At 68.7% G+C, this 22,942-nt stretch carries 22 protein-coding genes and 2 tRNA genes; 10 read left to right on the top strand and 14 right to left on the bottom strand.

Annotation, left to right across the window (positions count from 1 at the left end; genetic code table 11):
* Nucleotides 1-1,583, top strand: a 1,583-nt coding sequence (locus tag AC1DO7_RS24625) for an efflux RND transporter permease subunit (protein ID WP_477116669.1), incomplete at its 5' end; no start/stop codon positions are given.
* 108 nt (nucleotides 1,584-1,691) lie between these two features.
* Here the strand turns inward: AC1DO7_RS24625 and AC1DO7_RS24620 are convergent.
* Together AC1DO7_RS24620 and AC1DO7_RS24615 are read right to left on the bottom strand one after the other, a co-directional pair.
* Nucleotides 1,692-2,243, bottom strand: a complete 552-nt coding sequence (locus AC1DO7_RS24620; protein WP_441611951.1) for a hypothetical protein — start codon at nucleotides 2,241-2,243, stop codon at nucleotides 1,692-1,694.
* Between the two features lie 108 nt (nucleotides 2,244-2,351).
* The gene (locus tag AC1DO7_RS24615; RefSeq protein WP_441611952.1) at nucleotides 2,352-3,248 is read right to left on the bottom strand and encodes a LysR family transcriptional regulator; all 897 of its coding nucleotides are present in this window, start codon (nucleotides 3,246-3,248) and stop codon (nucleotides 2,352-2,354) included.
* Between the two features lie 150 nt (nucleotides 3,249-3,398).
* On the opposite strand from AC1DO7_RS24615, the gene AC1DO7_RS24610 reads away from it, so the two are divergent.
* The 3 genes from AC1DO7_RS24610 (at nucleotide 3,399) to AC1DO7_RS24600 (ending at nucleotide 5,931) form a co-directional block, all read left to right on the top strand.
* A complete protein-coding gene (locus tag AC1DO7_RS24610) occupies nucleotides 3,399-4,517 on the top strand; it encodes a muconate/chloromuconate family cycloisomerase (RefSeq protein WP_441611953.1) in 1,119 nt (372 codons plus the stop codon).
* 48 nt (nucleotides 4,518-4,565) lie between these two features.
* Nucleotides 4,566-4,844, top strand: a complete 279-nt coding sequence (gene catC / locus AC1DO7_RS24605) for a muconolactone Delta-isomerase (RefSeq protein WP_441611954.1) — start codon at nucleotides 4,566-4,568, stop codon at nucleotides 4,842-4,844.
* A gap of 100 nt (nucleotides 4,845-4,944) precedes the next feature.
* Nucleotides 4,945-5,931, top strand: coding sequence for a tripartite tricarboxylate transporter substrate binding protein (locus AC1DO7_RS24600; protein ID WP_441643118.1), 987 nt, complete (start codon nucleotides 4,945-4,947; stop codon nucleotides 5,929-5,931).
* A 42-nt stretch (nucleotides 5,932-5,973) separates the two neighbouring features.
* On the opposite strand, the gene AC1DO7_RS24595 is transcribed toward AC1DO7_RS24600, so the two are convergent.
* The 4 genes from AC1DO7_RS24595 to AC1DO7_RS24580 all read right to left on the bottom strand — a co-directional run bounded on the left by AC1DO7_RS24595 (nucleotide 5,974) and on the right by AC1DO7_RS24580 (nucleotide 9,204).
* Entirely contained in the window at nucleotides 5,974-6,744 is a 771-nt protein-coding gene (locus AC1DO7_RS24595) for a DUF3047 domain-containing protein (protein WP_441611957.1), read from the bottom strand.
* 82 nt (nucleotides 6,745-6,826) lie between these two features.
* Nucleotides 6,827-7,408, bottom strand: a complete 582-nt coding sequence (locus tag AC1DO7_RS24590) for a cyclic nucleotide-binding domain-containing protein (RefSeq protein WP_441611958.1) — start codon at nucleotides 7,406-7,408, stop codon at nucleotides 6,827-6,829.
* 62 nt (nucleotides 7,409-7,470) lie between these two features.
* On the bottom strand, nucleotides 7,471-8,376 hold the full coding sequence (locus AC1DO7_RS24585) for an SDR family oxidoreductase (RefSeq protein ID WP_441611959.1): 906 nt from the start codon (nucleotides 8,374-8,376) through the stop codon (nucleotides 7,471-7,473).
* A 60-nt stretch (nucleotides 8,377-8,436) separates the two neighbouring features.
* A complete protein-coding gene (locus AC1DO7_RS24580) occupies nucleotides 8,437-9,204 on the bottom strand; it encodes an SDR family oxidoreductase (protein ID WP_441611960.1) in 768 nt (255 codons plus the stop codon).
* 114 nt (nucleotides 9,205-9,318) lie between these two features.
* On the opposite strand from AC1DO7_RS24580, the gene AC1DO7_RS24575 reads away from it, so the two are divergent.
* From AC1DO7_RS24575 to AC1DO7_RS24560, 4 genes are all read left to right on the top strand, one after another.
* Nucleotides 9,319-10,212 carry a LysR family transcriptional regulator gene (locus AC1DO7_RS24575; RefSeq protein ID WP_441611961.1) on the top strand — a complete coding sequence of 298 codons (894 nt, stop codon included), beginning with the start codon at nucleotides 9,319-9,321 and terminating at the stop codon, nucleotides 10,210-10,212.
* Nucleotides 10,213-10,360: 148 nt separating this feature from the next.
* Nucleotides 10,361-11,656 (top strand): LssY C-terminal domain-containing protein, encoded by a 1,296-nt coding sequence (locus AC1DO7_RS24570; RefSeq protein ID WP_441611962.1) that lies wholly within the window; start codon nucleotides 10,361-10,363, stop codon nucleotides 11,654-11,656.
* A 32-nt stretch (nucleotides 11,657-11,688) separates the two neighbouring features.
* Nucleotides 11,689-12,900 carry an LssY C-terminal domain-containing protein gene (locus tag AC1DO7_RS24565; protein WP_477116668.1) on the top strand — a complete coding sequence of 404 codons (1,212 nt, stop codon included), beginning with the start codon at nucleotides 11,689-11,691 and terminating at the stop codon, nucleotides 12,898-12,900.
* Nucleotides 12,887-13,960 carry a lipase family protein gene (locus AC1DO7_RS24560; protein WP_441611964.1) on the top strand — a complete coding sequence of 358 codons (1,074 nt, stop codon included), beginning with the start codon at nucleotides 12,887-12,889 and terminating at the stop codon, nucleotides 13,958-13,960. The genes AC1DO7_RS24565 and AC1DO7_RS24560 overlap by 14 nt, the downstream gene beginning before the upstream one ends.
* A 61-nt stretch (nucleotides 13,961-14,021) precedes the next feature.
* On the opposite strand, the gene AC1DO7_RS24555 is transcribed toward AC1DO7_RS24560, so the two are convergent.
* Together AC1DO7_RS24555 and AC1DO7_RS24550 are read right to left on the bottom strand one after the other, a co-directional pair.
* Nucleotides 14,022-14,693 carry a DUF746 domain-containing protein gene (locus tag AC1DO7_RS24555; RefSeq protein ID WP_441611965.1) on the bottom strand — a complete coding sequence of 224 codons (672 nt, stop codon included), beginning with the start codon at nucleotides 14,691-14,693 and terminating at the stop codon, nucleotides 14,022-14,024.
* A gap of 162 nt (nucleotides 14,694-14,855) precedes the next feature.
* Nucleotides 14,856-15,461, bottom strand: a complete 606-nt coding sequence (locus AC1DO7_RS24550) for a response regulator (RefSeq protein ID WP_441611966.1) — start codon at nucleotides 15,459-15,461, stop codon at nucleotides 14,856-14,858.
* Between the two features lie 62 nt (nucleotides 15,462-15,523).
* Here AC1DO7_RS24550 and AC1DO7_RS24545 point away from each other — a divergent pair, with 62 nt between their 5' ends.
* Entirely contained in the window at nucleotides 15,524-17,161 is a 1,638-nt protein-coding gene (locus AC1DO7_RS24545) for a sensor histidine kinase (RefSeq protein ID WP_441611967.1), read from the top strand.
* 99 nt (nucleotides 17,162-17,260) lie between these two features.
* On the opposite strand, the gene AC1DO7_RS24540 is transcribed toward AC1DO7_RS24545, so the two are convergent.
* The 3 genes from AC1DO7_RS24540 to AC1DO7_RS24530 form a co-directional block, all read right to left on the bottom strand.
* Nucleotides 17,261-17,337: transfer RNA gene (locus AC1DO7_RS24540), tRNA-Asp, on the bottom strand.
* 78 nt (nucleotides 17,338-17,415) lie between these two features.
* Nucleotides 17,416-17,491: transfer RNA gene (locus tag AC1DO7_RS24535), tRNA-Glu, on the bottom strand.
* Nucleotides 17,492-17,635: 144 nt separating this feature from the next.
* Nucleotides 17,636-18,052: a hypothetical protein gene (locus AC1DO7_RS24530; protein ID WP_441611968.1), complete on the bottom strand. Its 417-nt coding sequence runs from the start codon at nucleotides 18,050-18,052 to the stop codon at nucleotides 17,636-17,638.
* A 185-nt stretch (nucleotides 18,053-18,237) separates the two neighbouring features.
* Between AC1DO7_RS24530 and AC1DO7_RS24525 the strand changes: the two genes are divergently transcribed.
* Nucleotides 18,238-18,765 carry a metal-dependent hydrolase gene (locus AC1DO7_RS24525; protein ID WP_477116667.1) on the top strand — a complete coding sequence of 176 codons (528 nt, stop codon included), beginning with the start codon at nucleotides 18,238-18,240 and terminating at the stop codon, nucleotides 18,763-18,765.
* A 187-nt stretch (nucleotides 18,766-18,952) separates the two neighbouring features.
* Here AC1DO7_RS24525 and AC1DO7_RS24520 read toward each other — a convergent pair whose 3' ends face one another.
* The 3 genes from AC1DO7_RS24520 to pobA all read right to left on the bottom strand — a co-directional run bounded on the left by AC1DO7_RS24520 (nucleotide 18,953) and on the right by pobA (nucleotide 22,866).
* On the bottom strand, nucleotides 18,953-19,792 hold the full coding sequence (locus tag AC1DO7_RS24520; RefSeq protein WP_441611970.1) for a hypothetical protein: 840 nt from the start codon (nucleotides 19,790-19,792) through the stop codon (nucleotides 18,953-18,955).
* A 318-nt stretch (nucleotides 19,793-20,110) separates the two neighbouring features.
* Nucleotides 20,111-21,532: an aromatic acid/H+ symport family MFS transporter gene (locus AC1DO7_RS24515; protein ID WP_477116666.1), complete on the bottom strand. Its 1,422-nt coding sequence runs from the start codon at nucleotides 21,530-21,532 to the stop codon at nucleotides 20,111-20,113.
* A gap of 164 nt (nucleotides 21,533-21,696) precedes the next feature.
* Nucleotides 21,697-22,866 (bottom strand): 4-hydroxybenzoate 3-monooxygenase, encoded by a 1,170-nt coding sequence (gene pobA / locus AC1DO7_RS24510; RefSeq protein ID WP_441611972.1) that lies wholly within the window; start codon nucleotides 22,864-22,866, stop codon nucleotides 21,697-21,699.
* Nucleotides 22,867-22,942 lie beyond the last annotated feature (76 nt).

Here is a 22,942-nt window from a genome sequence, read left to right as displayed (position 1 = left end):
TCTATGAACCGATGCTGGCCTGGGCGCTGGACCACAAGCGCACCGTGGTGGGCATCGCGCTGGGCCTGCTGGTGGCCACCGTCGGCGTGGGCAAATTCCTCGGCAGCGAGTTCCTTCCCGAGCTGGACGAAGGCTCGATGTGGGTCAGCTTCGACCTGCCGGCCTCGGTCTCGCTCGACGAGGCACGCGACCAGGCCCGCCGCCTGCGCACCGTGATCCGCAAGACGCCCGAGGTCAACACCACCATCTCCAAGGTGGGCCGCCCCGACGACGGCACCGATCCCAAGCTGATCAACACCGTCGAGATCCTGGTCGACCTGAAGAACGACAAGCAGTGGCGCGCCGGCTACGACAAGCGCAAGATCATCAACGAGATCAACGCCAACCTGCGCCAGCTGCCCGGCATCGAGCCCAACTTCTCGCAGCCGGTGCGCGACAACATCCTCGAGAGCATCTCCCAGATCAAGGGCCAGATCGTGATCAAGGTGCAGAGCGACAGCCTCGAGCACAACAAGCGCGTGGCCGACCAGATCCTCGCCAACGTGCAGTCGGTCAAGGGCGTGATGCGCGCCTTCATCGACCGCGACGGCGAACTGCCGCAGTACGTGCTGGACTTCGACCGTGCCCAGGCCGCCCGCTACGGCATCAACGTGGCCGACGTGCAGGACCTGATGGAGACCGCGCTGGCCGGCAAGGCCGCCACCGAACTGTGGGAAGGCGAGAAGCACTTCAGCGTGGCCGTGCGCCWGAAGCCGGGCGAGCGCGAGCTGCCCAACCTGCCGAACATCTTCATGCAGACCGCCGACGGCGCGCAGGTGCCGCTGTCGCAACTGGTGCACTTCCGCGCCGCTTCGGGCGCGATGAACATCAGCCGCGAGAACGGCCAGCGCACCACGTCGATCGGCATCTTCATCCACGACCGCGACATGGGCAGCGTGGTGAAGGACATGCAGGCGCTGGTGGCCAAGAACGTCAAGGCCGACGACGTCAAGATCAGCTGGTCCGGCGAGTTCGAGAATCAGGAACGCGCCATGGCACGCCTGTCGATCGTGGTGCCGCTGTCGGTGCTGGTGATCTTCCTGCTGCTGTTCAACGCCTTCAAGTCGTTCAAGAGCGCCACGCTGATCATCTCGAACATTCCGTTCGCGCTGATCGGCGGCGTGTTCGCGCTGTTCCTCACCGGCATTCCGCTGYCGGTGTCGGCGGCCATCGGCTTTATCGCGCTGTTCGGCCAGGCCGTGCTCAACGGCGTGGTGATGGTGACCTACTTCAACCAGCTGCGCGACGAGGGCATGCCGGTGCGACAGGCCGTGCTGACCGGTTCGATGGACCGCCTGCGCACGGTGCTGATGACCGCGCTGCTGGCCATGCTGGGCCTGTTCCCGATGGCCATCTCGCGCGCCATCGGCTCGGAGACCCAGCGGCCGCTGGCGATCGTCATCATCGGCGGCCTGATCACGGCCACCATGCTGACGCTGATCGTGCTGCCCACGCTGTACGAATGGATGGTCGGGCGCAGCTGGCCCGACGAAGAAAACGGCAACGCGGACAATAACCGCTTGCCGGATTCGACGCCGGCCTGAAAGATGCCCGCCACTTCTGGTGGCGGGCTCTCCTCACATCTCGATGTCCGGATCGCTCCGGAAATCCGTGAAAATTCCCGCGAACGTCCGTGAACGCCCGCGGAAATTCTATTCCGTGCCAGGCAGCCCTGCCTGGACGCGCTGGCTCAGGCGCTCGCCGCTGGCCAGCAGGACCGTGACTTCCACACCCGCCGCAAGGTCTTGGCAGGCCGGGCGGCTGGTGCCGGAGAGCGACAGGCTGACGCCGCGCGGGCACACGGAAACAGCGCTCGCCGCCCCATCGGTATCGACGGTGACGGCGCCATAGCCGGCCCGCATCGACAGGCCGGAAGCCTGGCGCCAGGTCCAGGCCGCGGGCGGCTGGCTTGCGGTGACATCGGTGCCGTCCGCGCGCAGCAGCGCGGCGGTGGCGGTGAGGCGCGGCGCGCCAGGCGTGAGCGGGGTGTCGTCGTAGCTGAGCTGCAGGCGCCAGGCGCCGTGCCGGACCTGCCCGGCCGCTCGTGCCGGCCGGGTCTCGACGGTGAGCGCTACCTCACCTTGCATGTCGCGCCAGCTCTCGCGCAAGGTGTGCGCGCAGGCATGGAACAGCGTGATGAGCGGATGACGGCCACGTCGTCGGCCAGCGACATGGCCCATGAGCGGCCCCGAGTGCAGCGGCATGATTTCCCCGTATCTTTTTTGCGCGACCACTCTACAAAGCGGCCCGCCGGGGCGCATCACCCATTCATGGGATAGACCCCGCTTTTTTGCGTCCCCGGAGCGTGCCGGTCAGCCCTGGCGCGGCGCCTGCGCCAGCTCGCCCACGCGCGCGATCACCTCGGCCAGCAGTGCCGAGCGGTCGTCGGCACGGTAACTCATCATCACCGGCGAGGTGAAGCCGGGGGCATTGATCGGCACATAGGCCACGTCGTCGCGATGCAGCCGCTGCACCGAGGCCGGCACCAGGCAGATGCCCAGCCCGGCAGCGACCAGGCCGATGGCGGTCTGCAGCTCGTTGGCTTCCTGCACCACGCGCAATTGCAGGCCGCGCGTGCGGAACAGCGCCAGCACATGGTCGGCGTAACTCGGCCGTGGCCGCGCGGGGTAGAGCACGAACGGATAGGTGGCGAGCTGGTCCGGCGTCATCGGCGCGCGGCCCAGCGCGGGGTGGCCGCCCGGCACCGCCACCATCAGCGGCTCGGCCATCACCACGCTGCGGGTGATGGCGGGATCATCCAGCACGATGCGGCCAAAGCCGATATCGATGCGCCCGGCCTTGAGCGCTTCTACCTGCTGCACCGTGGTGAGTTCGGACAGRCTCACTTCCAGCGACGTGTCGGAGCCGCGCACCTGGCGGATCAGCTCGGGCAGGAAGCCGTATAGCACCGACGGCACGAAGCCGATGCCGAACCAGTGTTTTTCGTTGCGGCCGATGCGCCGCGTGCCTTCCATGATCTCGTCGATGCGCTGGTTGAGCTGGAGCGACTGCTCCAGCAGGAAGCGGCCCGCTTCGGTCAGGCGCACCGTGCGCGAGGAGCGGTCCAGCAGCACCGTGCCGAGCTCATCCTCCAGCTGGCGGATCTGGCGCGACAGCGGCGGCTGGGCGATATGCAGGCGCTCGGCGGCGCGGGTGAAGTTGAGCTCGGCCGCGACGGCCTGGAAATAGCGCAGGTGGCGAAGCTCCATGGCCATGTCCTTTCATACTTTCAAGGTATTGATCGGGACATACTCGGTCTTGGACACCCGCAATGTCAAGCCACATACTGCATGGGAGCGTATTGCCGGCGCACCGCCAGCGATTTCATACCCCGGTAGACATAAAGGTAGTCACTCAGCATGAAAGCAACCGTCGCCTCCGTCGAAGCCATCCTGGTGGACCTGCCCACCATTCGCGCGCACCAGCTGGCCATGACCACCATGCAGCGCCAGACCCTGGTCATCGTGCGGCTGCGCTGCAGCGACGGCATCGAGGGGATCGGCGAAGCCACCACCATCGGCGGCCTGAGCTACGGCGACGAAAGTCCCGAAGGCATCAAGCTGACCATCGATACCTACCTGGCGCCCGCGCTTGCCGGCATCGACGCGTGCAATATCCACGCCGCCATGCAGCGCCTGGGCTCGGTGGCGCGCGGCAACCGCTTTGCCAAGTCGGCGCTGGAAAGCGCGCTGCTCGACGCCCAGGGCAAACGCCTGGGCCTGCCGCTGTCCGAACTGCTGGGCGGCGCCGTGCGTCCCAACCTGGCCTGCCTGTGGACCCTCGCCAGCGGCGATACCGGCCGCGACATCGAAGAGGCCGAGTCCCTGCTGGCGGCGCGCCGGCACAACACCTTCAAGCTCAAGATCGGCCGCCGTTCCGTGCGTGACGACGTGGCGCACGTCTCGGCCATCAAGCGCGCGCTGGGCGACCGCGCCCGCGTCACGGTGGACGTCAACCAGGCCTGGAACGAGGCCGACGCCGCCACCGGCATCGCCATGCTGGAAGCCGCCGGCATCGATCTGGTGGAGCAGCCGGTGCCGCGCGAGCAGCGCGGCGCGCTGGCCCGCCTGGCGGCCCGTTTCGTGGTGCCGGTGATGGCCGACGAAGCGGTGTGCGGACCCGAGGATGCCATGGAGCTGGCGCGCCTGGCCGCCGCCGACGTGTTCGCGCTGAAGATCTCCAAGTCGGGCGGCATCTTCGAGATGCTGCGCACCGCGGCGGTGGGCGATGCCGCCGGCATCGCGCTGTACGGCGGCACCATGCTCGAAGGCAGCGTGGGCACCATCGCCGCCGCGCATGGCTTCTGCACCTTGCCGCGCCTGGCCTGGGGCACCGAGTTGTTCGGCCCGCTGCTGCTCAAGGACGACGTGGTGACGGCACGCCCCGAATACCGCGACTTCGCGCTGCACCTGCCGGAGGGCCCGGGGCTGGGCCTGACGCTGGATGAAGACAAGCTGACGCACTACCGCCGCGCCTGATTGGCCGCGGCGATCGATTAACGCAAAGAACGCAACAAGGACGAGAACATGCTGTTCCTGGTGAGAATGGACGTAAAGCTGCCGGCCGACATGCCGGCGGCGCAGGCAGACGAGATCAAGGCGCGCGAGAAGGCGTATTCGCAGGACCTGCAGCGCCAGGGCAAGTGGCCGCATATCTGGCGCGTGGTGGGCGAGTACGCCAACTACAGCGTCTTCGATGCCGAGACCAACGACGAACTGCACGCCATGCTGTCCGGCCTGCCGCTGTTCTCGTACATGGAGATCCACGTCACGCCGCTGGCCAAGCATCCCTCGTCGATCAAGTAGCACGGCGGCGCCGCGCAACGCCTGGATGCCTGCATTGCCTGCGCGCCGCTTTCCATTCTGGCCCCCGATCCCGATTCCATAAATCCAAGAGGAGACTTTGATGCGCCTGCCATTCCTGCGCGCCTTTGCCATGGGCGCCGCCTGCGCACTGGCCACCCTGGCCGCGACGCCCGCGGCCCACGCCGGCACCTGGCCCGAGAAGCCGATCCGCTGGGTCGTGCCATTCCCCGCCGGCGGCGCCATGGACAATATCGCCCGCACGCTGGGCGAGGAAATGTCGGCCTCGCTCGGCCAGGCCATCGTGGTGGAAAACCGCCCCGGCGCGGGCGGCAATATCGGCGCCGAGATGGTGGCGCGCTCGCCCGCGGATGGCTACACGCTGATCATCGTGGCCAACGGCATGGCGGTGAATCCGGCTCTGTACGGCCGCCTGAACTATGACCCGGTGAAGGACTTCGCCCCGGTCTCGCTGCTGGCGGTGGTGCCCAATGTGCTGGTCACGAGCAAGGTCAAGAAGTTGCCGGCCACGGTGCCCGACCTGATCGCCGCGGCGCGCGCCAACCCGGACAAGTACACCTACGCGTCGGCCGGCAACGGCACCTCGATCCACCTGGCCGGCGAGCTCTTCACCTCGCTGGCCGAGGTCAAGATGCTGCACGTGCCGTACAAGGGCAGCGGCCCCGCCATGACCGACCTGCTCGGCGGCCAGGTCGACTACATGTTCGACAGCATCACCTCGGCCAAGCCGCATATCGATGCCGGCAAGCTCACGGCGATCGCGGTCACCACCAGCAAGCGCTCCAGCGCGCTGCCGAACGTGCCCACCATGGCCGAAGCCGGCGTCAAGGGATATGACCTGTCGCCGTGGTTCGCCGCCTTCGTGCCGGCCAGGACGCCGCCCGCCGTGGTCACGCGCCTGAACCAGGCCATGGTGGCCGCGCTGGCCAAGCCTTCGGTGCGCACCCGCCTGGCCGGCATCGGCGCCGAGCCGATCGGCAGCACGCCGGCGCAACTGGGCAAGCACCTGGCCGACGAGACCCAGAAGTGGGGCAAGCTGATCCGCGAGCGGGGAATCCACGCGGATTGAGGAAGTACAGGCCGGCCATCCGCCCGCTGTCCCCGTCCGGCGTCATTTCCCCGCCGAAAAGCGGAGATCGCCGTACCATGCGCGCGCGGTCGCGCCGGTGTTGTCGGTGTCGGTGAGCAGGCCGTAGGCGGTGAGCTTGCCGGGCGCTTCGTTGAAGGCGCGTTTGTAATCCTGCGCCACGTTGCGGCTCAGCGACAGCCATTTGCCTGCGCCGTCCGGGCTGCCCGACACCACGATCATCTTGACCCGCGAGGTATGCGGGTTGTCGATGATGGTGCCGGCCGGCGCGCTGTCGGACCAGACGTACATCAGCGTGGCATAGGGCAATTCCTCGCCGGCCAGCGTCTTGGCCAGCCGCATGGCGGTACGGTCGCCCAGCGAGAGTTTTCCCTTGTCGCCGTCGAACATGAAGACCAGCCGTGCCGGCGCGTCCTCCTGGGCGGCCACGCGGTTGTCGGCGTTGGCGATGGGCTGATCGATCTTCCAGCGCCAGCTCAGCTGGGGCGTGGCGACGAGGTCGATGTCGCCCTCATGCATCAGCGCCGAGGCCGAGGCGGTGGCGTCCGCCTGCAGCACGGTGGTGCGGCCGTCGGCCACCAGGCTGTAGCGGGTCGATGCCTTGCCTTGCGCAACCGGCAGGTTCTTCCAGCCCGCCGGCAGCGTACCGCCGGGCTGGCCCGCGGAGAATGCCACGCCAGGCTGCGCGGACTGTGCATGCGCCGGCGCGGCTGCCCACAGCGGGACGCTGCAGGCCAGCAGGCCCGCCAGTCGCTTGATCCAGGAAGGCCGCCTTGAAGCCCGATGCATGGTCATGTGTGGGTGATTGTCGGTCGTGGAGGGTAACTCCCATTGTAGGCAGGGGCCACCGCGTTTGCCCGCGCGGCGGCCTGGTGCGCTACGGCGCGGCCTGCGCGCCGGGGCTGCCGGCGGCCTGCGCCGCGGCGCCGAAGATCGCGCGGTAGTGGCGCATCCCTGCATCCAGGTGCCGGCCGAAGGCAAAGCCCCGCGCCACCATGTCGTCGAACTCTGCCCGTGCGATGCGCATGACGTAGCTGTGCCCGGTGGCGACCAGGCGGCAGTCGCCCGTGGCCTGGCGCGCGCTGAACCAGTTGCCCGGGTCGGCATGGCCGGCGGGATAGGCCTTGCCTGCGTGCTCGAGTTGCCAGCCCCCGTCGAGCAGGATCCAGACGTCGGCATTGTCCGCGCCGCCGGCCGCGCCGGTGCGCTCGCACTGTGCGATCACGGTGCCGGCTTGCGCCTCCCATTCGCGCGAATGGTCGATGGTCCAGCGCAACTGCTCGCTGTCCAGGCTGGTGAAGAACGGCGTCTTGCGCAGCAGGTACAGATAGGTCTTCGAGGCTTTCATGGGTTTGCCCTGGGTGAGAGCGGCATCGGCGTGCGCCGCGGGACCGGCTTCGCACGAGGCGAGCAGGGCCGGCAGCAGCAGGTTGAATGCGAGTCGGATCCATCGGTTCATGGCCCCTCCGGGGGTGTGCCGGCGGGCCATGCGCGGCCCGCCTGATGGTTGGCGCGCGGGGCTCAGCGCGAGATCCGGGCCTCGAGCAGGTCGCCCATGCCGATGCGTTGCGCGAAGCTGATCCGCACGCGTTCCGACACTTCCAGCACTTCGCGCGCGCCGTCGCCGACGAAATCGATCACCGAGCGCATCGGGCGCGTGCCGGCGGCCAGGCCCACGATGCGCACGATCTCGTCGGCCACGGCCTGGGGATCGGCGTCCTCGGGCGTGAGCGCGCCGAGGCGTTCGCCGATCTGGTCCATCACGCCGTCGTAGCGGCTGTAGGCGGCGGCCGTGGCGGCATCGGCCGGCTTGCCTGCGCTGGGGAAGTGCGCGGTGCCCCGGGTGAAGGCGCCCGGCACCACGATGGAAGTCTCGATGCCGAAGCGCGCCAGCTCGTAGGCCAGCGTCACCGCCAGCGAATCCATGGCCGCCTTGGCCGCGCCATAGGGGCCCATGAACGGCGGGAAACCGCCCTTGGTCGTGGTGCTGCTGATCCACAGCATCAGCCCGGCTTCCTGCCGGCGCAGGTAAGGCAGCACCGCGCGGTTCACGCGCTGCGCACCGAACAGGTTGGTGTCGAACACGCGCATCATTTCCTCGGGCGTGAACGCCTCGGTGGGACCGACTACCAGATGCCCGGCGTTCTGCATCACCACGTCGAGGCGGCCCTGCTCGCGCACGATGGCCGCGGCGGCGGCATCGGCCGATTCCTGCGACAGCACATCGAGTTCAAGCGGATGGAGCGCGAGCTTCCTGGACGTGGCGAGCGCGCGCAGTGCCTGGGCGTGCTCGCGGTTGCGGCCGTCCGTGTCGCGCATGGTGGCGTAGACGATATGCCCCGCTTCGGCCAGCGCCCGGGCGCTGAGCTTGCCGATGCCGGTGCCCGCACCGGTGACGAGGATGACTTGCCGGCTGGCGTTCTGCATGGTGGTTCTCCCTGGATATGGTGAGCGTCGGCGTGGTGGCCTGTCGTGGCGCGGCAGGGATCAGGCAATGCCGCCGTTGGCGCGCAGGATCTGGCCGTTCACCCAGCCGGCATCCGGGCCGGCGAGGAAGGCGACGACCGAGGCGATGTCTTCCGGCTGGCCGAGGCGTTGCAGCGGCGCCATCCCGGCGAAGGCCCGGATTTGCTCGTCGGTCTTGCCGTCGAGGAACAACGCGGTGGCGATCGGGCCGGGGGCGACGGCGTTCACGGTGATATTGCGGCCGCGCAGTTCCTTGGCGAACACGTGCGTGAACGCTTCCACCGCTGCCTTGGTGGCGTTGTAGACCGCATAGCCGGGCATGTTCAGCGCCAGCGTGGTGCTGGAGAAGTTGACGATGCGCCCGCCTTCGCCCATGCGGGCGGCGGCCTCGCGCAGGGTGTTGAAGGTGCCGCGCACATTGATGTCGAAGGTCTGGTCGTAGAGCGCGTCGCTGGTGTCGGCGAGCGGAACGGTCTTGAGCACGCCGGCGTTGTTGACCAGCACGTCGACCTTGCCCAGCTGCTGCTCGGTGATCTCGAACATGCGGCGCACCTCCCCGGCATCCGACACATCCGCCCGCACGGCGATGGCGGTGGCGCCCGCAGCCTTGAGTTCGGCCACGAGCGCTTCGGCCGGCGCCGCGCCGGAGGCGTAGTTGACGGCTACTGCGAAGCCGTCGCGGGCAAGCCGTCGCGCGATGGCGGCGCCGATGCCACGCGAGGCGCCGGTGACGATGGCGACCTTGCCGTTGGTGGTGGCGGTGGTCGCGGTGCTTGCAGTGGTGTTCATGATGCATTTCCTTGCAGTGGTGGGTTGGTGAAATGAATCATGGACTATTCCGGTCTGCAGATAATCGGCGTTAAATTGATATCATTGCTCCGTTTGCTTTAACAATGAGGCCGTATGGACCGCTTTCAGGAAATGCAGGCCTTCGTACGCATCGCCGAGCGCCAGAGCTTCACCCAGGCCGCGGAAGATCTGCGCATCCCGCGCGCCACCATCACCAACCTGATCAAGCGCATGGAACTGCGCCTGGGCGCGCGCCTGCTGGAGCGCACCACGCGCACGGTACGCCTCACGCACGACGGTGACGCCTACTACCGCCGCTGCGTGCGCCTGATAGCGGACCTGGAGGAAGCCGAAGGTTCGTTCCGCAACACGGCGCCGAAGGGGCTGCTGCGGGTCAACCTCCAGGGCACGCTGGCGCGGCACTTCGTGGTGCCGGCGCTGCCGGGCTTCCTGGCGCAGTTCCCGGACCTCGAGGTGCATATCGGCGAGGACGATCGCCTGGTCGACCTGGTGCGCGAAGGCGTGGACTGCGTGCTGCGCGCAGGCAACCTGCAGGACTCGTCGATGGTGGGCAGGCGCGTGGCGCTGCTCGAGCAGGTCACCGTGGCCAGCCCCGCCTACCTGGCCGGGCACGGCGAACCGCACCACCCGGAGGCGCTCGCGGCGCATCGCGCGGTCAATTACATTTCCAGCGGCACGGGCAAGGCGGTACCGCTGGAGTTCACCGTGGATGGCCGCGTGACGGCGGTGCAACTGGCGGCCACCGTTTCGGTCACCGGCGCCGATCTCTACACAGGTGCCTCGGTGGCCGGGCTCGGGCTGGTGCAGGTGCCGCGCTACCGCGTGGCCGAAGAACTGCGGCTGGGCCGCCTGCAGGTGGTGCTGGGTGCATTTCCGCCCCCGCCGATGCCGGTCTCGGTGCTGTATTCGCAGAACCGCCAGCTCTCCTCCCGCGTGCGCGTGTTCGTGCAATGGCTGCGGGAAGTGTTCGAGCGCGCCGGCGGCTGAGGCACCGCGCGCAAAGCGGCCTGAAGGGGCCCGCCGCGCCGCCCGGCGAGACATATACTTTTCCAGGCATCCGCGCGACACCGACCGGTGCATGCGCCGGCCCTGCCGGCAAGACCTCTGCCCTTACCCGCCGCAGTGAGGTGACGCGATGGACCGCATCGTGATTCGAGCGCTGGGCGCAGTCGCCGTGGCCGGCGCGCTCGCCGGCTGCATGCCGGCGGCACCGCCCGCGCCGGAAGGCGACTACAAGAGCCGCGCCCTGACGCGCAGCGAGAATGGCCTGCAGGTATCGGCGGCGGTGCTCTCCGATGCGGAGAGCGCGGAGGTGTATGGCGTTCCGCTGGCGCAAAAAGGCGTGCAGCCGGTCTGGGTCGAGGTACGCAACAGCGGTTCCCAGAGCTACTACTTGCTGTCGCCGGGCCTCGATCCGGCATTCTTCCCCGCCTCCGAGGCGGCCGAAGCGTTTGCCCCGGCCGACGCCCAGACCACGCGCGCCGACCTCGCCCGGCGCTTTGACCAGCTCGCCTTCCACAATCCGGTGGCGCCTGGCCAGTCCGTGACGGGGTTCGTGCTGACCAACGCCAGCGAGGGGGCACGGCTCGTGCAGCTTGACCTGGTCGCGAGCGGGCGCGCAACGACTTTCTCGATCCTTATGGTGGTACCGGGCTTTCGCGCCGACTACAAGGCCAGCGATGTCTTCCGGCGCCAGATCTATGCGCCGGACCAGATCGTGGACTACACGGACGACGACGCCTTTCGTGCCGCGCTCGAGGCCCTGCCTTGCTGCGCAGGCAACAAGGACGGCACGAAACTGGGCGATCCGCTGAACCTGGTGGTCGTGGGCGGTCTCGACGATGCCTTCCCGGCGTTGGTGCGCCGCGGCTGGCGCCCGACCGAGGCCAGGTGGGCGGGCGCGATCACGCGGATGGTGACTTCCGCGCTGTCCGGCGAGCGCTACCTCAATGCGCCGGTGAGCGACCTCTTCCTGTACGGGCGGGCCCAGGACCTGGCATTGCAGAAGGGCCGCGGCACCATTCACCAGCGCAATCACCTGCGGCTCTGGCTGAGTCCCATGCGCTACCACGGCAAGCCGGTGTGGGTGGGCCAGATCAGCCGCGATATCGGCAGCCGCCTCACCATCCACTCGCCCACGCTGACGACGCACAAGATCGACCCGGACGTCGACGAGGCGCGCACGGCGCTGACCGAAGACATGGCCTACTCGCAGAATCTCGCAAAGCTCGGCTTCGTGGGGGGCGTGGGTGCCGCCCCGCAAGACAAGCCGCGGGAAAACCTGACCACTGATCCTTACTACACCAACGGGTACCGTACCTTGCTGATATTCGATCGCAAGCCCACGTCGCTGTCCGATATCGAGTACTTCCCGTGGCGCGTGGGAGACACGTCCGCAACCGCAACCGCGAGCGGCGGCGCGCGGCCATGAGCGGGCCGGGGCGGTGGTATCGCACGGCGCGCATGGCGAGCCTCTTGYTCGGCCTGGCCGGCTGTGCCACCTGGCAGGCGCCGCAGGACGTGGACGATGCCCCGCTGCGCGCGCGCGCCGTCAGCGCCGACAGGCAGGACGTACGCGTGAGCGCGGCGGTGCTGGGCACCGACGACAGCAAGCGCATGTTCGGCGCCGACGTCAACAAGACCAATGTGCAGCCGATCTGGGTCGAAGTGCACAACGGTGGCCCGCAGGTGCTGTGGCTGCTGCGCTCGGGCACCGACCCGGATTACTTCTCGCCGCTCGAAGTGGCGTGGTCCATGCACTCGCCGCTCGGCGGGGCCACCAATGCACGCATCGACGCCCACTTCAACGGGCTCGGTTTCAAGAACCCGATTCCGCCGGGAGGGACCCGCTCGGRCATCGTCTTCACCAATCCGGACCGCGGCACCAAGCTCGTGAACATCGACCTGCTCGGGGCCAGGACGCTCGTGCCGTTCTCCCTGTTCCTCATCGTGCCGGACGACGCGGCCAGCCCGCGCTTCTCGCAGACCATGTTCCAATACCCGGCTGGCGGGGTCACGGACTACAGCGATCTCGCCGCGCTGCGCGGCGCGCTCGAGCGGCAGCCGTCCTGCGCCACGGATGCGAGCAGGAACACCCGGGGTGACCCGATCAATGTCGTGATCATCGGCGCGCTGGCCGACCTCGGCACGGCGGCGGTGCGGCGCAACTATCGGCGCGACCCGCGCGAAGCCGATTCCGCGCAGTACGTCTTCGGCCGCGCGCCGGACACGGTGCTGCGCAAGCAGGCGCAGGAGGGCGCGCCGGCAACGTGGATGCGCGTGTGGCTCGCGCCGGTCAGCTTCCAGGGCCAGCCGGTCTATCTCGTGCAGGTCGGTCGGCCGCTCGGCGGACGCTTCGCGCCCCCGGACCAGGCAAGCCTCGTCCTGCACCCGGACGTGGACGAAGCGCGCAACCTGCTGGTGCAGGACATGATCTACTCGGGCGGCCTCGACAAGCTGGGCTTCGTCGAGGGCGTGGGCCAGGCACCCAGGGCACAGCCCAGGGCGACGCTGGCCGGCGCCGCCTACCATACCGATGGCCTGCGGGCGGTGATGTTCTTCGCCACGCGCCCGCTGAGCCTCTCCGACGTGGAATTGCTGGACTGGGTGCCGTACCTGGAGCGGCGCGACGCCGCCGCTGCCGCCGGCGGGGAGAAGGGCAATGCGCACAAGTAACGCGGTCATCGCCGCCTGTCTCGCGCTTGGCGCATGCGCCGGCCAGCCGCTCACGCCCTACTCGGCGGATACGCCGCCGCTTGCGCTCGTGCCCGCGGCACAGGCCGGCGTGCGCGACGGGCGGGCCCGTTTTCGCGAGATCTACTGCGCGGTGCTGCAGGCGCGCGGCGCTGCCGTGCCCGATGCGCGGCCCTGCGACGACGCCCTGACCCGCGTGGGCGACGAGCCCGCCGGCACCGGCCGGCCCGTGGACCTGGGCCAGTCCAGGCGGGGCCTGGTCGCGCTGCTGGTGCCCGGCATCGGCTACCAGTGCTTCGCGCCGTGGCTCAAGACGCCCGGCACGGTCGCCACGCACGTGCAGCAGTTCGGCTATGACGCCAGGCTGCTCGAGGTCGACGCCCTGTCCGGCATCGAAACCAATGCGCGCGAGGTGCGCGATGCAATCATGGCCATGCCGCAGACCGAGGGCGCGCCGCGCCTGGTGCTGGTTGGCTACTCGAAAGGGGCGCCCGACATCCTCGAAGCGGTGGTCGCGTATCCGGAGATCCGCAGCCGGCTGGCGGCGGTGGTCAGCGTGGCCGGGGCGGTCGGCGGCTCGCCGCTGGCCAACGACGCCGAGCAATACCAGGCGGACCTGTTGCGCCATTTCCCGGGCGCGACCTGCCAGTCCGGCGACGGCGGCGCGGTGCAAAGCCTGCGGCCCGCCGTGCGCAAGGCCTGGCTGGCACGCAATCCGCTGCCACGCGAGCTGCACTACTACTCGCTGGTCACGTTCCCCCGGCCGGAGCGCATTTCGTCGATCCTGTCATCGAGCTACGACAAGCTCGCGCGGGTGGATCCGCGCAACGACAGCCAGGTCATCTTCTATGACCAGGTGGTGCCCGCGAGCACCTTGATGGGGTATGTGAATGCCGATCACTGGGCCATGGCGGTGCCGGTCGCCCGCACGCATCCCACGGTCGGCTCGCTGTTCGTCACCCAGAATGCCTACCCGCGCGAAGCCCTGGCGGAAGCGCTGCTGCGCTTCGTGGAGGAGGACCTCGCCACGCCCGCGCCGTGACTGCCGGGGCAATGCCGCAGGGACGGCGTCCCGCCGCAGCGGGGTGCGGCCTCGTGCGGAGCTAGTGCGCCTTCAGCTCGCAGACAGGGCACACCCGCACCAGCAGGGGCGGGTTTTCGATTTCGGCGAGCGCATCGCTATCGTCGGATGCCACGGCGCAGCGGCACTCGCGCGTGGCGGCCAGCGTCTTCACCTGGCCGCCTTCCGGCAGCACCGCGTAGCGCACGCCCAGCAGCATGCGTCGCTCCCAGTCGCCTTTCGGATCGAGCGACAGCAGCCACAGGCGGGTCTGCAGCGACCAGTGCCTGACGGTCTCGCTCTTGATCAGGAGCCGCCGCGCGGCTTCCGCCACGGTGATCTGGCGCGACGCCAGGCCAAAGAATGCCTCGGCCTTGTCGCCCAGCCGCAGGCGTCCCACCGGCGTGCCGGTCAGGCGGGTAAACGGCTGGCGGCAACCGGTGCACTGGAACTGGGGCAGGCCGCCCTCGTCCGTGCTGTGGAAGGCCGCGCGCTCGCCGCAGCGCGGGCAGCGCGGCGGACGGCGGCTCGCCGTGTGCAGGCGGCGCCAGGCGGACAGCAGGAAGGTGGCAAGGTCGGCGTCGCCGCCCGCACCCGTCGCGCGCGCGCCGATATGGATCAGCGTGGTCGCGCGGCGCGGCTCCTGGACAAGGGCATGCGCGCTGACGAGGTCGTGGCCTGTCGCCGTAGGTTGGGACGGGTGGAATCTGCTCATTACGTCGGCACGGGCGAACCGGCCCATGCTCCGGGAGCGGTGAAAGTGCGCARATTCTATTTGGGATGGGGAGCGGTCGAAACTGTGATTGATCACAGTGGGCGGCCGCCCGGGAGCGGGTCCGTGCCGCCCGGTGTGACGCGCGCGTGGCTTGCGCGCACCTTACGGCTTGATGATCCCGGCCGAAGCCGCCTTCACCACCGCTTCGATGCGCGTGGCCACGCCCAGCTTCTGGCGGGCATTGTCGATGTGAAAGTCCACGGTGCGCTTGGACAAGCCCAGGATGCTGGCGATCTCCCCGGAGGTCTTGCCCCGCGCGGACCATACCAGCGTCTCCACCTCGCGCTCGCTCAACTGCACCGCGTGCAGCCCCGGGCGCGTGCGCGCCGCGCGGGCCAGCCTGGCATCGACGATGCTGGTGAGGATGTCGAAATCCACGGGTTTGGTCACGTAGTCGTCGGCGCCGAGCCTGCGGCCCTTGAGTTCGGCTTCGCGCTGGGCCAGCGCGGTGAGAAAGACAAACGGCATGTCGGCGAAGCGCGGGGCCAGCGAGACGATTTTCTCCAGCAGTTCGAAGCCGGTCATCACTGGCATACTCACGTCGCACAGGACCAGGTCCGGCGTATCGCGCAGGATGGCGGCAAATCCCTGTTCGCCGTCATGCGCGATGCTGACGGCAAAGCCGCGCTCGACCAGCTCCTCGGCAATCAGGGCGGCCGTTTCCGCATCGTCCTCGATGCAGAGTATCTTGCGGCTGGCGTCTGGCATGGCGATCCTTGATTGACTGGGGTGGACGCGCAGAGCGTAGCGAATTTCAGGATAAAAGTCTCATGAATCACTCGCTTCATCCGGCATCTGGCCGCCGCCGCGTGCGCCGCGGGCTCGGGCGGCGGCTTGCCCGGCTGCCCGATTCGGTGCCGATGCTCAGGCCGATACGCGTGCGGCTTTCGCTTGTCTTCGTGCTGTTCCTGCTGCTGGTGGTAGGCGTGGGGCTGTTCGGCATCAATCGCCTGAGCAGCTTCCACAGCGTATCGGCGCAGATCAGCGGGCGCTGGCTGCAGAGCAACCGCATCCTCGGCGACCTCAATAATTATATTTCCGACTACCGCGCGTTCGAGGGCGACGCGCTGATCGCCACCACGCGCGCCGACCTGCGCGCCGCGCAGGAGCAGATCGGCAAGCTCGACGACGTAATCAAGGAAGTGGAGGGGCGCTACGGCAAGATCGCGCACGACCCGGCCGAACGGGCGCTCTACGAGCAGTTCATCGCGCAGTGGTCGGCCTACCGCCAGCGCGTGGACGAGGTGGTGTCGCTGGCCCACCAGAAAGACACCACGCAGGCGGTGGCGCTGTACCGCGGCGAGTCGCGGCGCGCATTCGAGCGGGCCAACGGCACGCTCGGCGTGCTGACCGAGCGCAACGTGGCGGGCGCGGCCGATGCGACCGCGCGCGAGGCCGATGCCTATCAGGAGGCGCGGCGGCTGATCGCCGGCGCCATCCTGGTGTCCTGTTGCCTGGTGATCGCCGCGGTGGCCTACCTGGTCATGGCGGTATCCAACCCGATCGCGGCGCTGGTCGAGCGCATGCACCGCATCACCGACAACGATCCGCATGTGGACATACCGGGCGCCGGCCGCAAGGACGAGATCGGCGAGATCGCGCGCGCGGTGGTGCGCTTTCGCGACAACACGCTGGAGCTGGAGGGCAGCAAGGCCGCGCTGGCCGCGCAGACCACCATGCTGCAGGACACGCTGGAGAACGAGCGGCGCATGGCCATGCTCCAGCGCAATTTCGTCTCGATGGCCTCGCACGAATTCCGCACGCCGCTCAACGTCATCGACGGCCATGCCCAGCGTCTCATGCGCATGAAGGAAGCACCTTCGGCCGAGGTGCTGGCCGAGCGCTGCGGGCGCATCCGCGGCGCCGTGCGCCGCATGACCTCCCTCATCGACCATCTGCTCGACTCTTCGCAACTGCTGGACGGCGGGCGCCTGGCCACGCTGCGCAGCGTCGATTTTTCGCTGGGCCTGCTGGTGCATGAAGTCTGCGACATGCACCGCGAGAGCTCGCCGGCGGCGAGCATCGAGGAGATCGTCGACCCGGGCGTCAGCGAGGTAATCCATGGCGATGCCAGGCTGCTGTTCCAGGCCTTCAGCAACCTGATCGGCAATGCCATCAAGTACTCGCCCGCGGGCACGCCGGTCGTCGTGTATGTGCGAGGCGACGCCGATGCGCTCAGCGTGTCGGTGTCGGACCGCGGCATGGGCATCCCCGACAAGGACCGCGACCATATCTTCGAGCGCTTCGTGCGCGGCGGCAACGTGGCCGGCACGGCGGGCGCGGGGGTCGGGCTCTATCTGGTCAGGCTGGTGGTCGACCTGCACGGAGGCGAGGTCCGCGTGACCAGCGAGGAAGGGCGGGGCTCGTGTTTCCAGGTCCGGCTGCCGCGCGCGGCGGCACAGCCCTGAAGGGCGGGGCGCGCGAAGCCGCGCGAGACGCAAAAGCCGAAAGCTGAAGACTGAAAACTGAAGACGAAAAAAACCCGCCTGACGGCGGGCTGTTTTCTGTGGCGGAGCGGACGGGGCTCGAACCCGCGACCCCCGGCGTGACAGGCCGGTATTCTAACCAACTGAACTACCGCTCCACACTGGCTTGTGGAAACCGGCGAAACCGGTCTCCGACGCGCTTGTCGGGGCATGCCATGCCGGCATGCCTTCGAAACTGGCGTCCCCTAGGGGATTCGAACCCCTGTACTCACCGTGAAAGGGTGATGTCCTAGGCCTCTAGACGAAGGGGACATAAACCTGCTTGCAACACCTTGCTGTTTCATGTCGCGAGGGGCGCAATTGTAGCGCCCTTCATCGCCGCTGTGAAGTATTTATTTATCGGAATGCAGAAGAGCGGGTTTGCCGGCCACCTTGCGCCGCGATCGTGCGGCGGCGTCAGCGTCCGCCGCGGCGTTCGCGCATGGGCCCGTCCGCCTCGATTCCGCCCGACGCGGAAATCGGCCCGTCCACATTGAGCGGGCCGTTGACCAGCACATTGCCCTGCACCACCAGCGGGCCGTGCACGGTGAGCGGGCCATGGAAGACCCGCTGCGGGCGCGCGCCCGGCGGCAAGGCATAGACGGGCGGCCGCGTGGCGAACCACGCCGCGCTGAGCGGGCCATGCGCCAGCACGCCGCCATCGGCGGTGAGCGACCCGTGCACGGTGAGCGGGCCTTCCACCACCAGCGATCCGCCGACCGTCATCGGGCCGGATTCCACCGGCTGGGCCTGGGGCGGCGGCGCGAGCCACAGGGCCGCGGCGAAGCCCATGGCCACCCGCGTGGCGCGCAGTTGCCTGGCCTGCTGTTTCATGTGAACTCCTGCAAAAGCAATCGCAAGCATTCGCAAGCGTTCGCGAGCATTTGCTGCGGCGCTGCCGCCAGCGCTTTCAACTTAGCGCGCAGGCGGGCCGCAGGCAAGGCGCGCTGGTCTTTTGCGTGACGATCTGCCACCATTGCGCCCCTTCGTTTTCATGGCTTCACAAAGCGCCCCACGCAATGGCTTCGAGCAAAGCACACCATGCCACCGGATGGGCGGCGGGCCTGATCGCCGCCGCGGTCGTCGCCAAGTCCGGCGCCGGCRGCGCCTATCAACTGGGCGCCGCGCTGGCCTTCATGGCGGGCGTGGCCGGCGGCGGCGCGCCGGACTGGCTCGAGGTGGCGTGGTGGTCGAGGTCGCGCCGCCTGTGGATCACGCATCGCACGTGGACGCACTGGGGCATTGCCTGGATCGCGTTGCTGGTGTTCGCGCACCGCGCGCTCGGCAGCCACGTGCTGGCCGCGCCGGCATTCGGCTTTGCCTGCGGCGGGATCATGCATTTGCTCGCTGACTGGCCCAACCCGCTGGGCGTGCCCTGGATCTACGGGCGGCATTCGCTGAACTGGTGGAAGAGCGGACGCTGCGACCTGCTGGTGGTGGCGGCTTCGTGGGCCGGCGCGTTGTCGCTGTCGCGCCATGTGTGGTTCCATGGCACGCATGGCCTGGACCTGCTCCACTACCTGCGGGTCTGGCACCTGCGCGCCTGAGGCTTGTGGCGCAAGAAAAGGCGCAAGAAAGGGCCAAGAAAAGGCGCAAGAAAAAAAGAGGCGGCCACAAGGGGCCGCCGATCGGGAATACGAGGGAGGCAATTCCCTCCCGGAAGACTAACGGCCGCCAAAAGTGCCATATGCACCCCACCGAGGTGGGGTGACTTGTCCGGCATACGGGCCGATTTCAGGCCTCCAGGCAGATCACCGTCGCGTGCTGCGAACCCGCGCCGGCTTCGGCCGTGCGCTGGCGCTGCCGGCGCACGGCCAGGGTCATTTCGGCATGCGCCGTGTCGAGCCAGGCGGTGCGGTGGCGCACCGGGTCGCGCGGCGAAAGCGAGGCCGCGCTGACCTGCCGCAGGAAATACTTCACCATGCTGCCGGCGCGCGCTGGCACCGGCATCATGCCGAGCAACTGCCGCCGCTGCAGCAGGCCCTGGTCGACGGCATGCCCCAGCGCGGACCACGCCGTGCGCCCCAGCGCCACATACAGGACTTCGTGATCTGCCTGGCCGATCCGTCCGAGGAAGAGCGCCTCGAACACGCCGCGCAGCATCGGCACCGCCATCAGTTCTTCCAGGTCGCCATCGAAGGCCAGGCCACGCCGCGTGGTGGCGTAGGGCAGCAAGGCCAGCGGCTGCAGCTGCGCGAAGCCGTCGCCCCAAAGCGCCGCGGCGCCCGGCAGGCCGACCAGCTGCGCAATGCCGAAATGGTCCAGCATGCGTATCAGGTTGGGCCGTACCAGCCGACCGCCGAGCTCCACCTGTCGCTTGTTCTCGCGCTGGATGGTGCGTCCGGGCGCGTGCCTTTGCAGCAGGCGCTCGGTCAGCTCCGCGGCGAGCTGTACATGGGTATGTCCGGGCGTGGTGCTTACCAGCACCAGCCGTGCGTCCGCATGCGTGTGCTCGAACGGCACGTAGGTCATTGAATAAATGCGATCGCGATCAACCAGTACAGGCTTGTCGATCACGGACGCAGCCGCCCCGCGCCGGATGCGCGAGCAGTACTCTTCCAGATAGTTGGCCAAAATGTCCCCGCCTCACCACGATTTCTCTCTGTGCATCCGCCCTGTAGTCGGGCTGTTTCTGCATGGTAAGCCCCGCATCCGCGCCAGGCAAAGCCGGTAGTGGCGATTACTGCCTGTAGCCATGCAGGGTATGTGGGCCAGCGAACCAAGCGGGCTCATATTTGATGCCGAAGGCGCACAGATGCGCAGCGGCCCTCCGCGCAACGGCAGGGCGAGCCGCGCGGCGGCCCCGGGATCCGGCAAGGGGGGCGGGGACGGGGCGGCGGCGGCGGCGGGCTCAGATTTTCGTCGGGTCGCGGCCCGCGTGCGGGCATGCGGTCACGATGTCGTTTTCGAGGCGATGGCGCTGGCGGTGGTGTGGGCGCCAGAGTACCGCGCCGAAGCGGCCAGCAGCGCGATGGTGGCGACGAAGGCCGGCAGCGAGAGCAGCCCGAAGATCTTGCCGAAGCTCCATCCCATGCTCAGGATCTGCGCGCCCAGCAGCGCGCCGGCGATGCCGCCGAAGCGGCCGATGCCCAGCATCCACGCCACGCCGGTGGCGCGGCACTGGGTGGGATAGAAGCCCGCGGCCAGCGTCGGCATCGACGATTGCGYGCCGTTCATGCAGGTGCCCGCGGCAAACACCAGCAGGCTCAGCAGGAACAGGTCGCCGGCGCCGTGGCCCACCGCGTAGACCAGCGCGCCGGTCAGCGCATAGGTGCCCGCCACGATGCGCCACGGATGCCCGCGGTCCATCAGCCACCCCACCGCCAGCGTGCCGATACCGCCGCCGAGCGGGAACAGCGCGGTTACCAGCGCGGCCTTCTCGATGGGGAAGCCAGCATCCGAGATCAGCGTCGGCAGCCAGCTCGTCAGCAGGTAGAAGATCAGCAGGCCCATGAAGTAGGTGGTCCAGAGCAGCACCGTGCCGATGGCGAAGCGCGGCATCAGGATGGCCCGCAGCGACGAGGTCGCCGCCGCACCGTCGCCGGGCGCCTGCTCCTGGATGTGGAAGCGCTCGTCGCCGCGCAGTGCGCCGGGGCGGATGCGCGACAGCGCGGCGGCAATGCGCGCCGCGTCCGCCCGGCGCGCCACCATGAAGCGGACCGATTCCGGCAGGCACAGCATCAGCAGCACGGCCAGCATCAGCGGTGCGACGCCGCCCACCAGCAGCACCGAATGCCAGCCGTGATGCGGAATCAGCCAGGCCGCGATAAAGCCGCCCGCCGACGAGCCCAGCGTGAAGCCGCAGAACATGGCGTTGACCGCCAGCGAGCGGCGCCGCGCGGGCGCGTACTCCGACATCAGGGTGACCGCGTTGGGCATGGCCGCGCCGAGCCCGAGCCCGGTGAGAAAGCGCAGCGCGGTCAGTGCCTCGATGGAGCCCGCGAAGGCCGAGGCCGCGCTCCATGCGCCGAAGCACAGCACCGATCCCACCAGCACGCGCTTGCGGCCGAAGCGGTCGGCCAGCGGCCCCGCCACCAGCGCGCCCGCGGCCAGCCCGAACAGGGCCGCGCTCAGCACCRGTCCGAGATGGGCGCGCGCGATGCCCCACTCCTTGGCCAGCACCGGCGCGATAAAGCCGATCGCGGCCGTATCGAAGCCATCGGCCGCGACGATCAGGAAGCACAGCACCAGGATCATCCACTGGAAGCGCGAAAACGGCTGGCTGTCGATGAACTGCTGGACGTCGACGGATGCGCCGGGCCGGCGCGCGGAATCATGGGTTGCGGCCGGGCGGCCGCTGTCTGGGGGCGTCATGCTTTGTCTCCACGGGGGCCGCTCGTTGGCGGCGGATTCTGTGTATCTGTCTGCTGGCTGTGCGAAGGCGCGCGGCAGGCCCGCGCGGACCTCGCCCTGCCTTCGTCCTGCTTCGGTTTGCTTCGACTAGCTTCGATTTGCTTGGTCCAGCCTCTGGACTGCTGTCAGAACGGCAGGCCGACGTAGTTCTCGGCCAGCGACATGCAGGCCGCGCGCGAACCGGTCAGGTAGTCCAGTTCGGCCTGCTGGATGCGCACGGCGAAGTCGTCCGCGTCGGGGAAGCGGTGCAGCAGCGAGGTCATCCACCATGAGAAGCGCTCGGCCTTCCAGACGCGGCGCAGGCATTTCTGCGAGTACGCATCGAGCTCGCCGGCGTCGTCGTGCAGGTAGCGGGCGATCAGGCCGTCGGCCAGGCAGAGCACGTCGCTGGCGGCCAGGTTCAGGCCCTTGGCGCCGGTGGGCGGCACGATATGCGCGGCGTCGCCGGCCAGGAACAGGTTGCCGAAGCGCATCGGCTCGCACACGAAGCTGCGCAGCGGCGCGATGCTCTTCTCGATGCTGTCGCCGGTGACCAGGGCCTCGGCGGCGCTCGCGTCGAGGCGGCCGCGCAGCTCGTCCCAGAAGCGCTGGTCGGACCAGTCTTCGACGCGCTCGGCGGCGCCCACCTGCACGTAGTAGCGGCTGCGCGTGAGCGAGCGCATGCTGCACAGGGCAAAGCCGCGTTCATGGCTGGCGTAGATCAGCTCGTCTGCCACCGGCGGGGTATCGGTGAGGACGCCGAGCCAGCCGAACGGATAGACCCGCTCGAAGATGCGCCTGGAAGAATCGGGTACGCTGCGCCGCGTGACGCCGTGGAAGCCGTCGCAGCCGGCGATGAAATCGCAGCGCAGTTCGTGCAGCTGGCCGTCCTTGCGGTAGCGCACCACGGGCGTGGCCGTATCGAAGTCGTGCACGCTCACGTCTTCGGCGTCGTAGATGGTGCGCGCGCCGCAGGCTTCGCGCGAAGCCATCAGGTCGCGCGTCACTTCGGTCTGGCCGTACACGGTGACGGAGCGCCCGATCAGCTCGTGGAAGTCGATCCGGTGGCGCTGCCCGCCGAAGGACAGTTCGATGCCGTGGTGGACCAGGCCGTCATGATGCAGGCGCCCGGCCACGCCCGCGCGTTCCAGCGCATCGGCGGTCACGCTCTCGAGGATGCCGGCGCGGATGCGGCCGAGGATGTAGTCGGGGCTGCGCTGTTCGACGATGACAGCTTCGATACCGGCCTTGGCCAGCAATTGCCCGAGCAGCAGGCCCGCAGGGCCCGCGCCGATGATGGCGACTTGTGTGCGCATCGTGTTGTCTCCTGTGCGGGGGGCTGGTTGTTGTTGGGCACAACGATAGCGGCGCCGCGACGCACAGGGAATAGAC

It is taken from the genome of Cupriavidus sp. 05N40, assembly GCF_056397305.1.
Note: the sequence above shows the minus strand (reverse complement) of the source record. Positions and strands in the feature narration are given on the sequence as shown.

Bases quoted from the DNA above. Each gene is read 5' to 3' on its own strand.
- AC1DO7_RS24620 (WP_441611951.1), bottom strand. From the start codon at position 2,243: ATGCCGCTGCACTCGGGGCCGCTCATGGGCCATGTCGCTGGCCGACGA.
- AC1DO7_RS24610 (WP_441611953.1), top strand. From the start codon at position 3,399: ATGAAAGCAACCGTCGCCTCCGTCGAAGCCATCCTGGTGGACCTGCCC.
- catC (WP_441611954.1), top strand. From the start codon at position 4,566: ATGCTGTTCCTGGTGAGAATGGACGTAAAGCTGCCGGCCGACATGCCG.
- AC1DO7_RS24600 (WP_441643118.1), top strand. From the start codon at position 4,945: ATGCGCCTGCCATTCCTGCGCGCCTTTGCCATGGGCGCCGCCTGCGCA.
- AC1DO7_RS24595 (WP_441611957.1), bottom strand. From the start codon at position 6,744: ATGACCATGCATCGGGCTTCAAGGCGGCCTTCCTGGATCAAGCGACTG.
- AC1DO7_RS24590 (WP_441611958.1), bottom strand. From the start codon at position 7,408: ATGAACCGATGGATCCGACTCGCATTCAACCTGCTGCTGCCGGCCCTG.
- AC1DO7_RS24585 (WP_441611959.1), bottom strand. From the start codon at position 8,376: ATGCAGAACGCCAGCCGGCAAGTCATCCTCGTCACCGGTGCGGGCACC.
- AC1DO7_RS24580 (WP_441611960.1), bottom strand. From the start codon at position 9,204: ATGAACACCACTGCAAGCACCGCGACCACCGCCACCACCAACGGCAAG.
- AC1DO7_RS24575 (WP_441611961.1), top strand. From the start codon at position 9,319: ATGGACCGCTTTCAGGAAATGCAGGCCTTCGTACGCATCGCCGAGCGC.
- AC1DO7_RS24570 (WP_441611962.1), top strand. From the start codon at position 10,361: ATGGACCGCATCGTGATTCGAGCGCTGGGCGCAGTCGCCGTGGCCGGC.
- AC1DO7_RS24560 (WP_441611964.1), top strand. From the start codon at position 12,887: ATGCGCACAAGTAACGCGGTCATCGCCGCCTGTCTCGCGCTTGGCGCA.
- AC1DO7_RS24555 (WP_441611965.1), bottom strand. From the start codon at position 14,693: ATGAGCAGATTCCACCCGTCCCAACCTACGGCGACAGGCCACGACCTC.
- AC1DO7_RS24550 (WP_441611966.1), bottom strand. From the start codon at position 15,461: ATGCCAGACGCCAGCCGCAAGATACTCTGCATCGAGGACGATGCGGAA.
- AC1DO7_RS24545 (WP_441611967.1), top strand. From the start codon at position 15,524: ATGAATCACTCGCTTCATCCGGCATCTGGCCGCCGCCGCGTGCGCCGC.
- AC1DO7_RS24530 (WP_441611968.1), bottom strand. From the start codon at position 18,052: ATGAAACAGCAGGCCAGGCAACTGCGCGCCACGCGGGTGGCCATGGGC.
- pobA (WP_441611972.1), bottom strand. From the start codon at position 22,866: ATGCGCACACAAGTCGCCATCATCGGCGCGGGCCCTGCGGGCCTGCTG.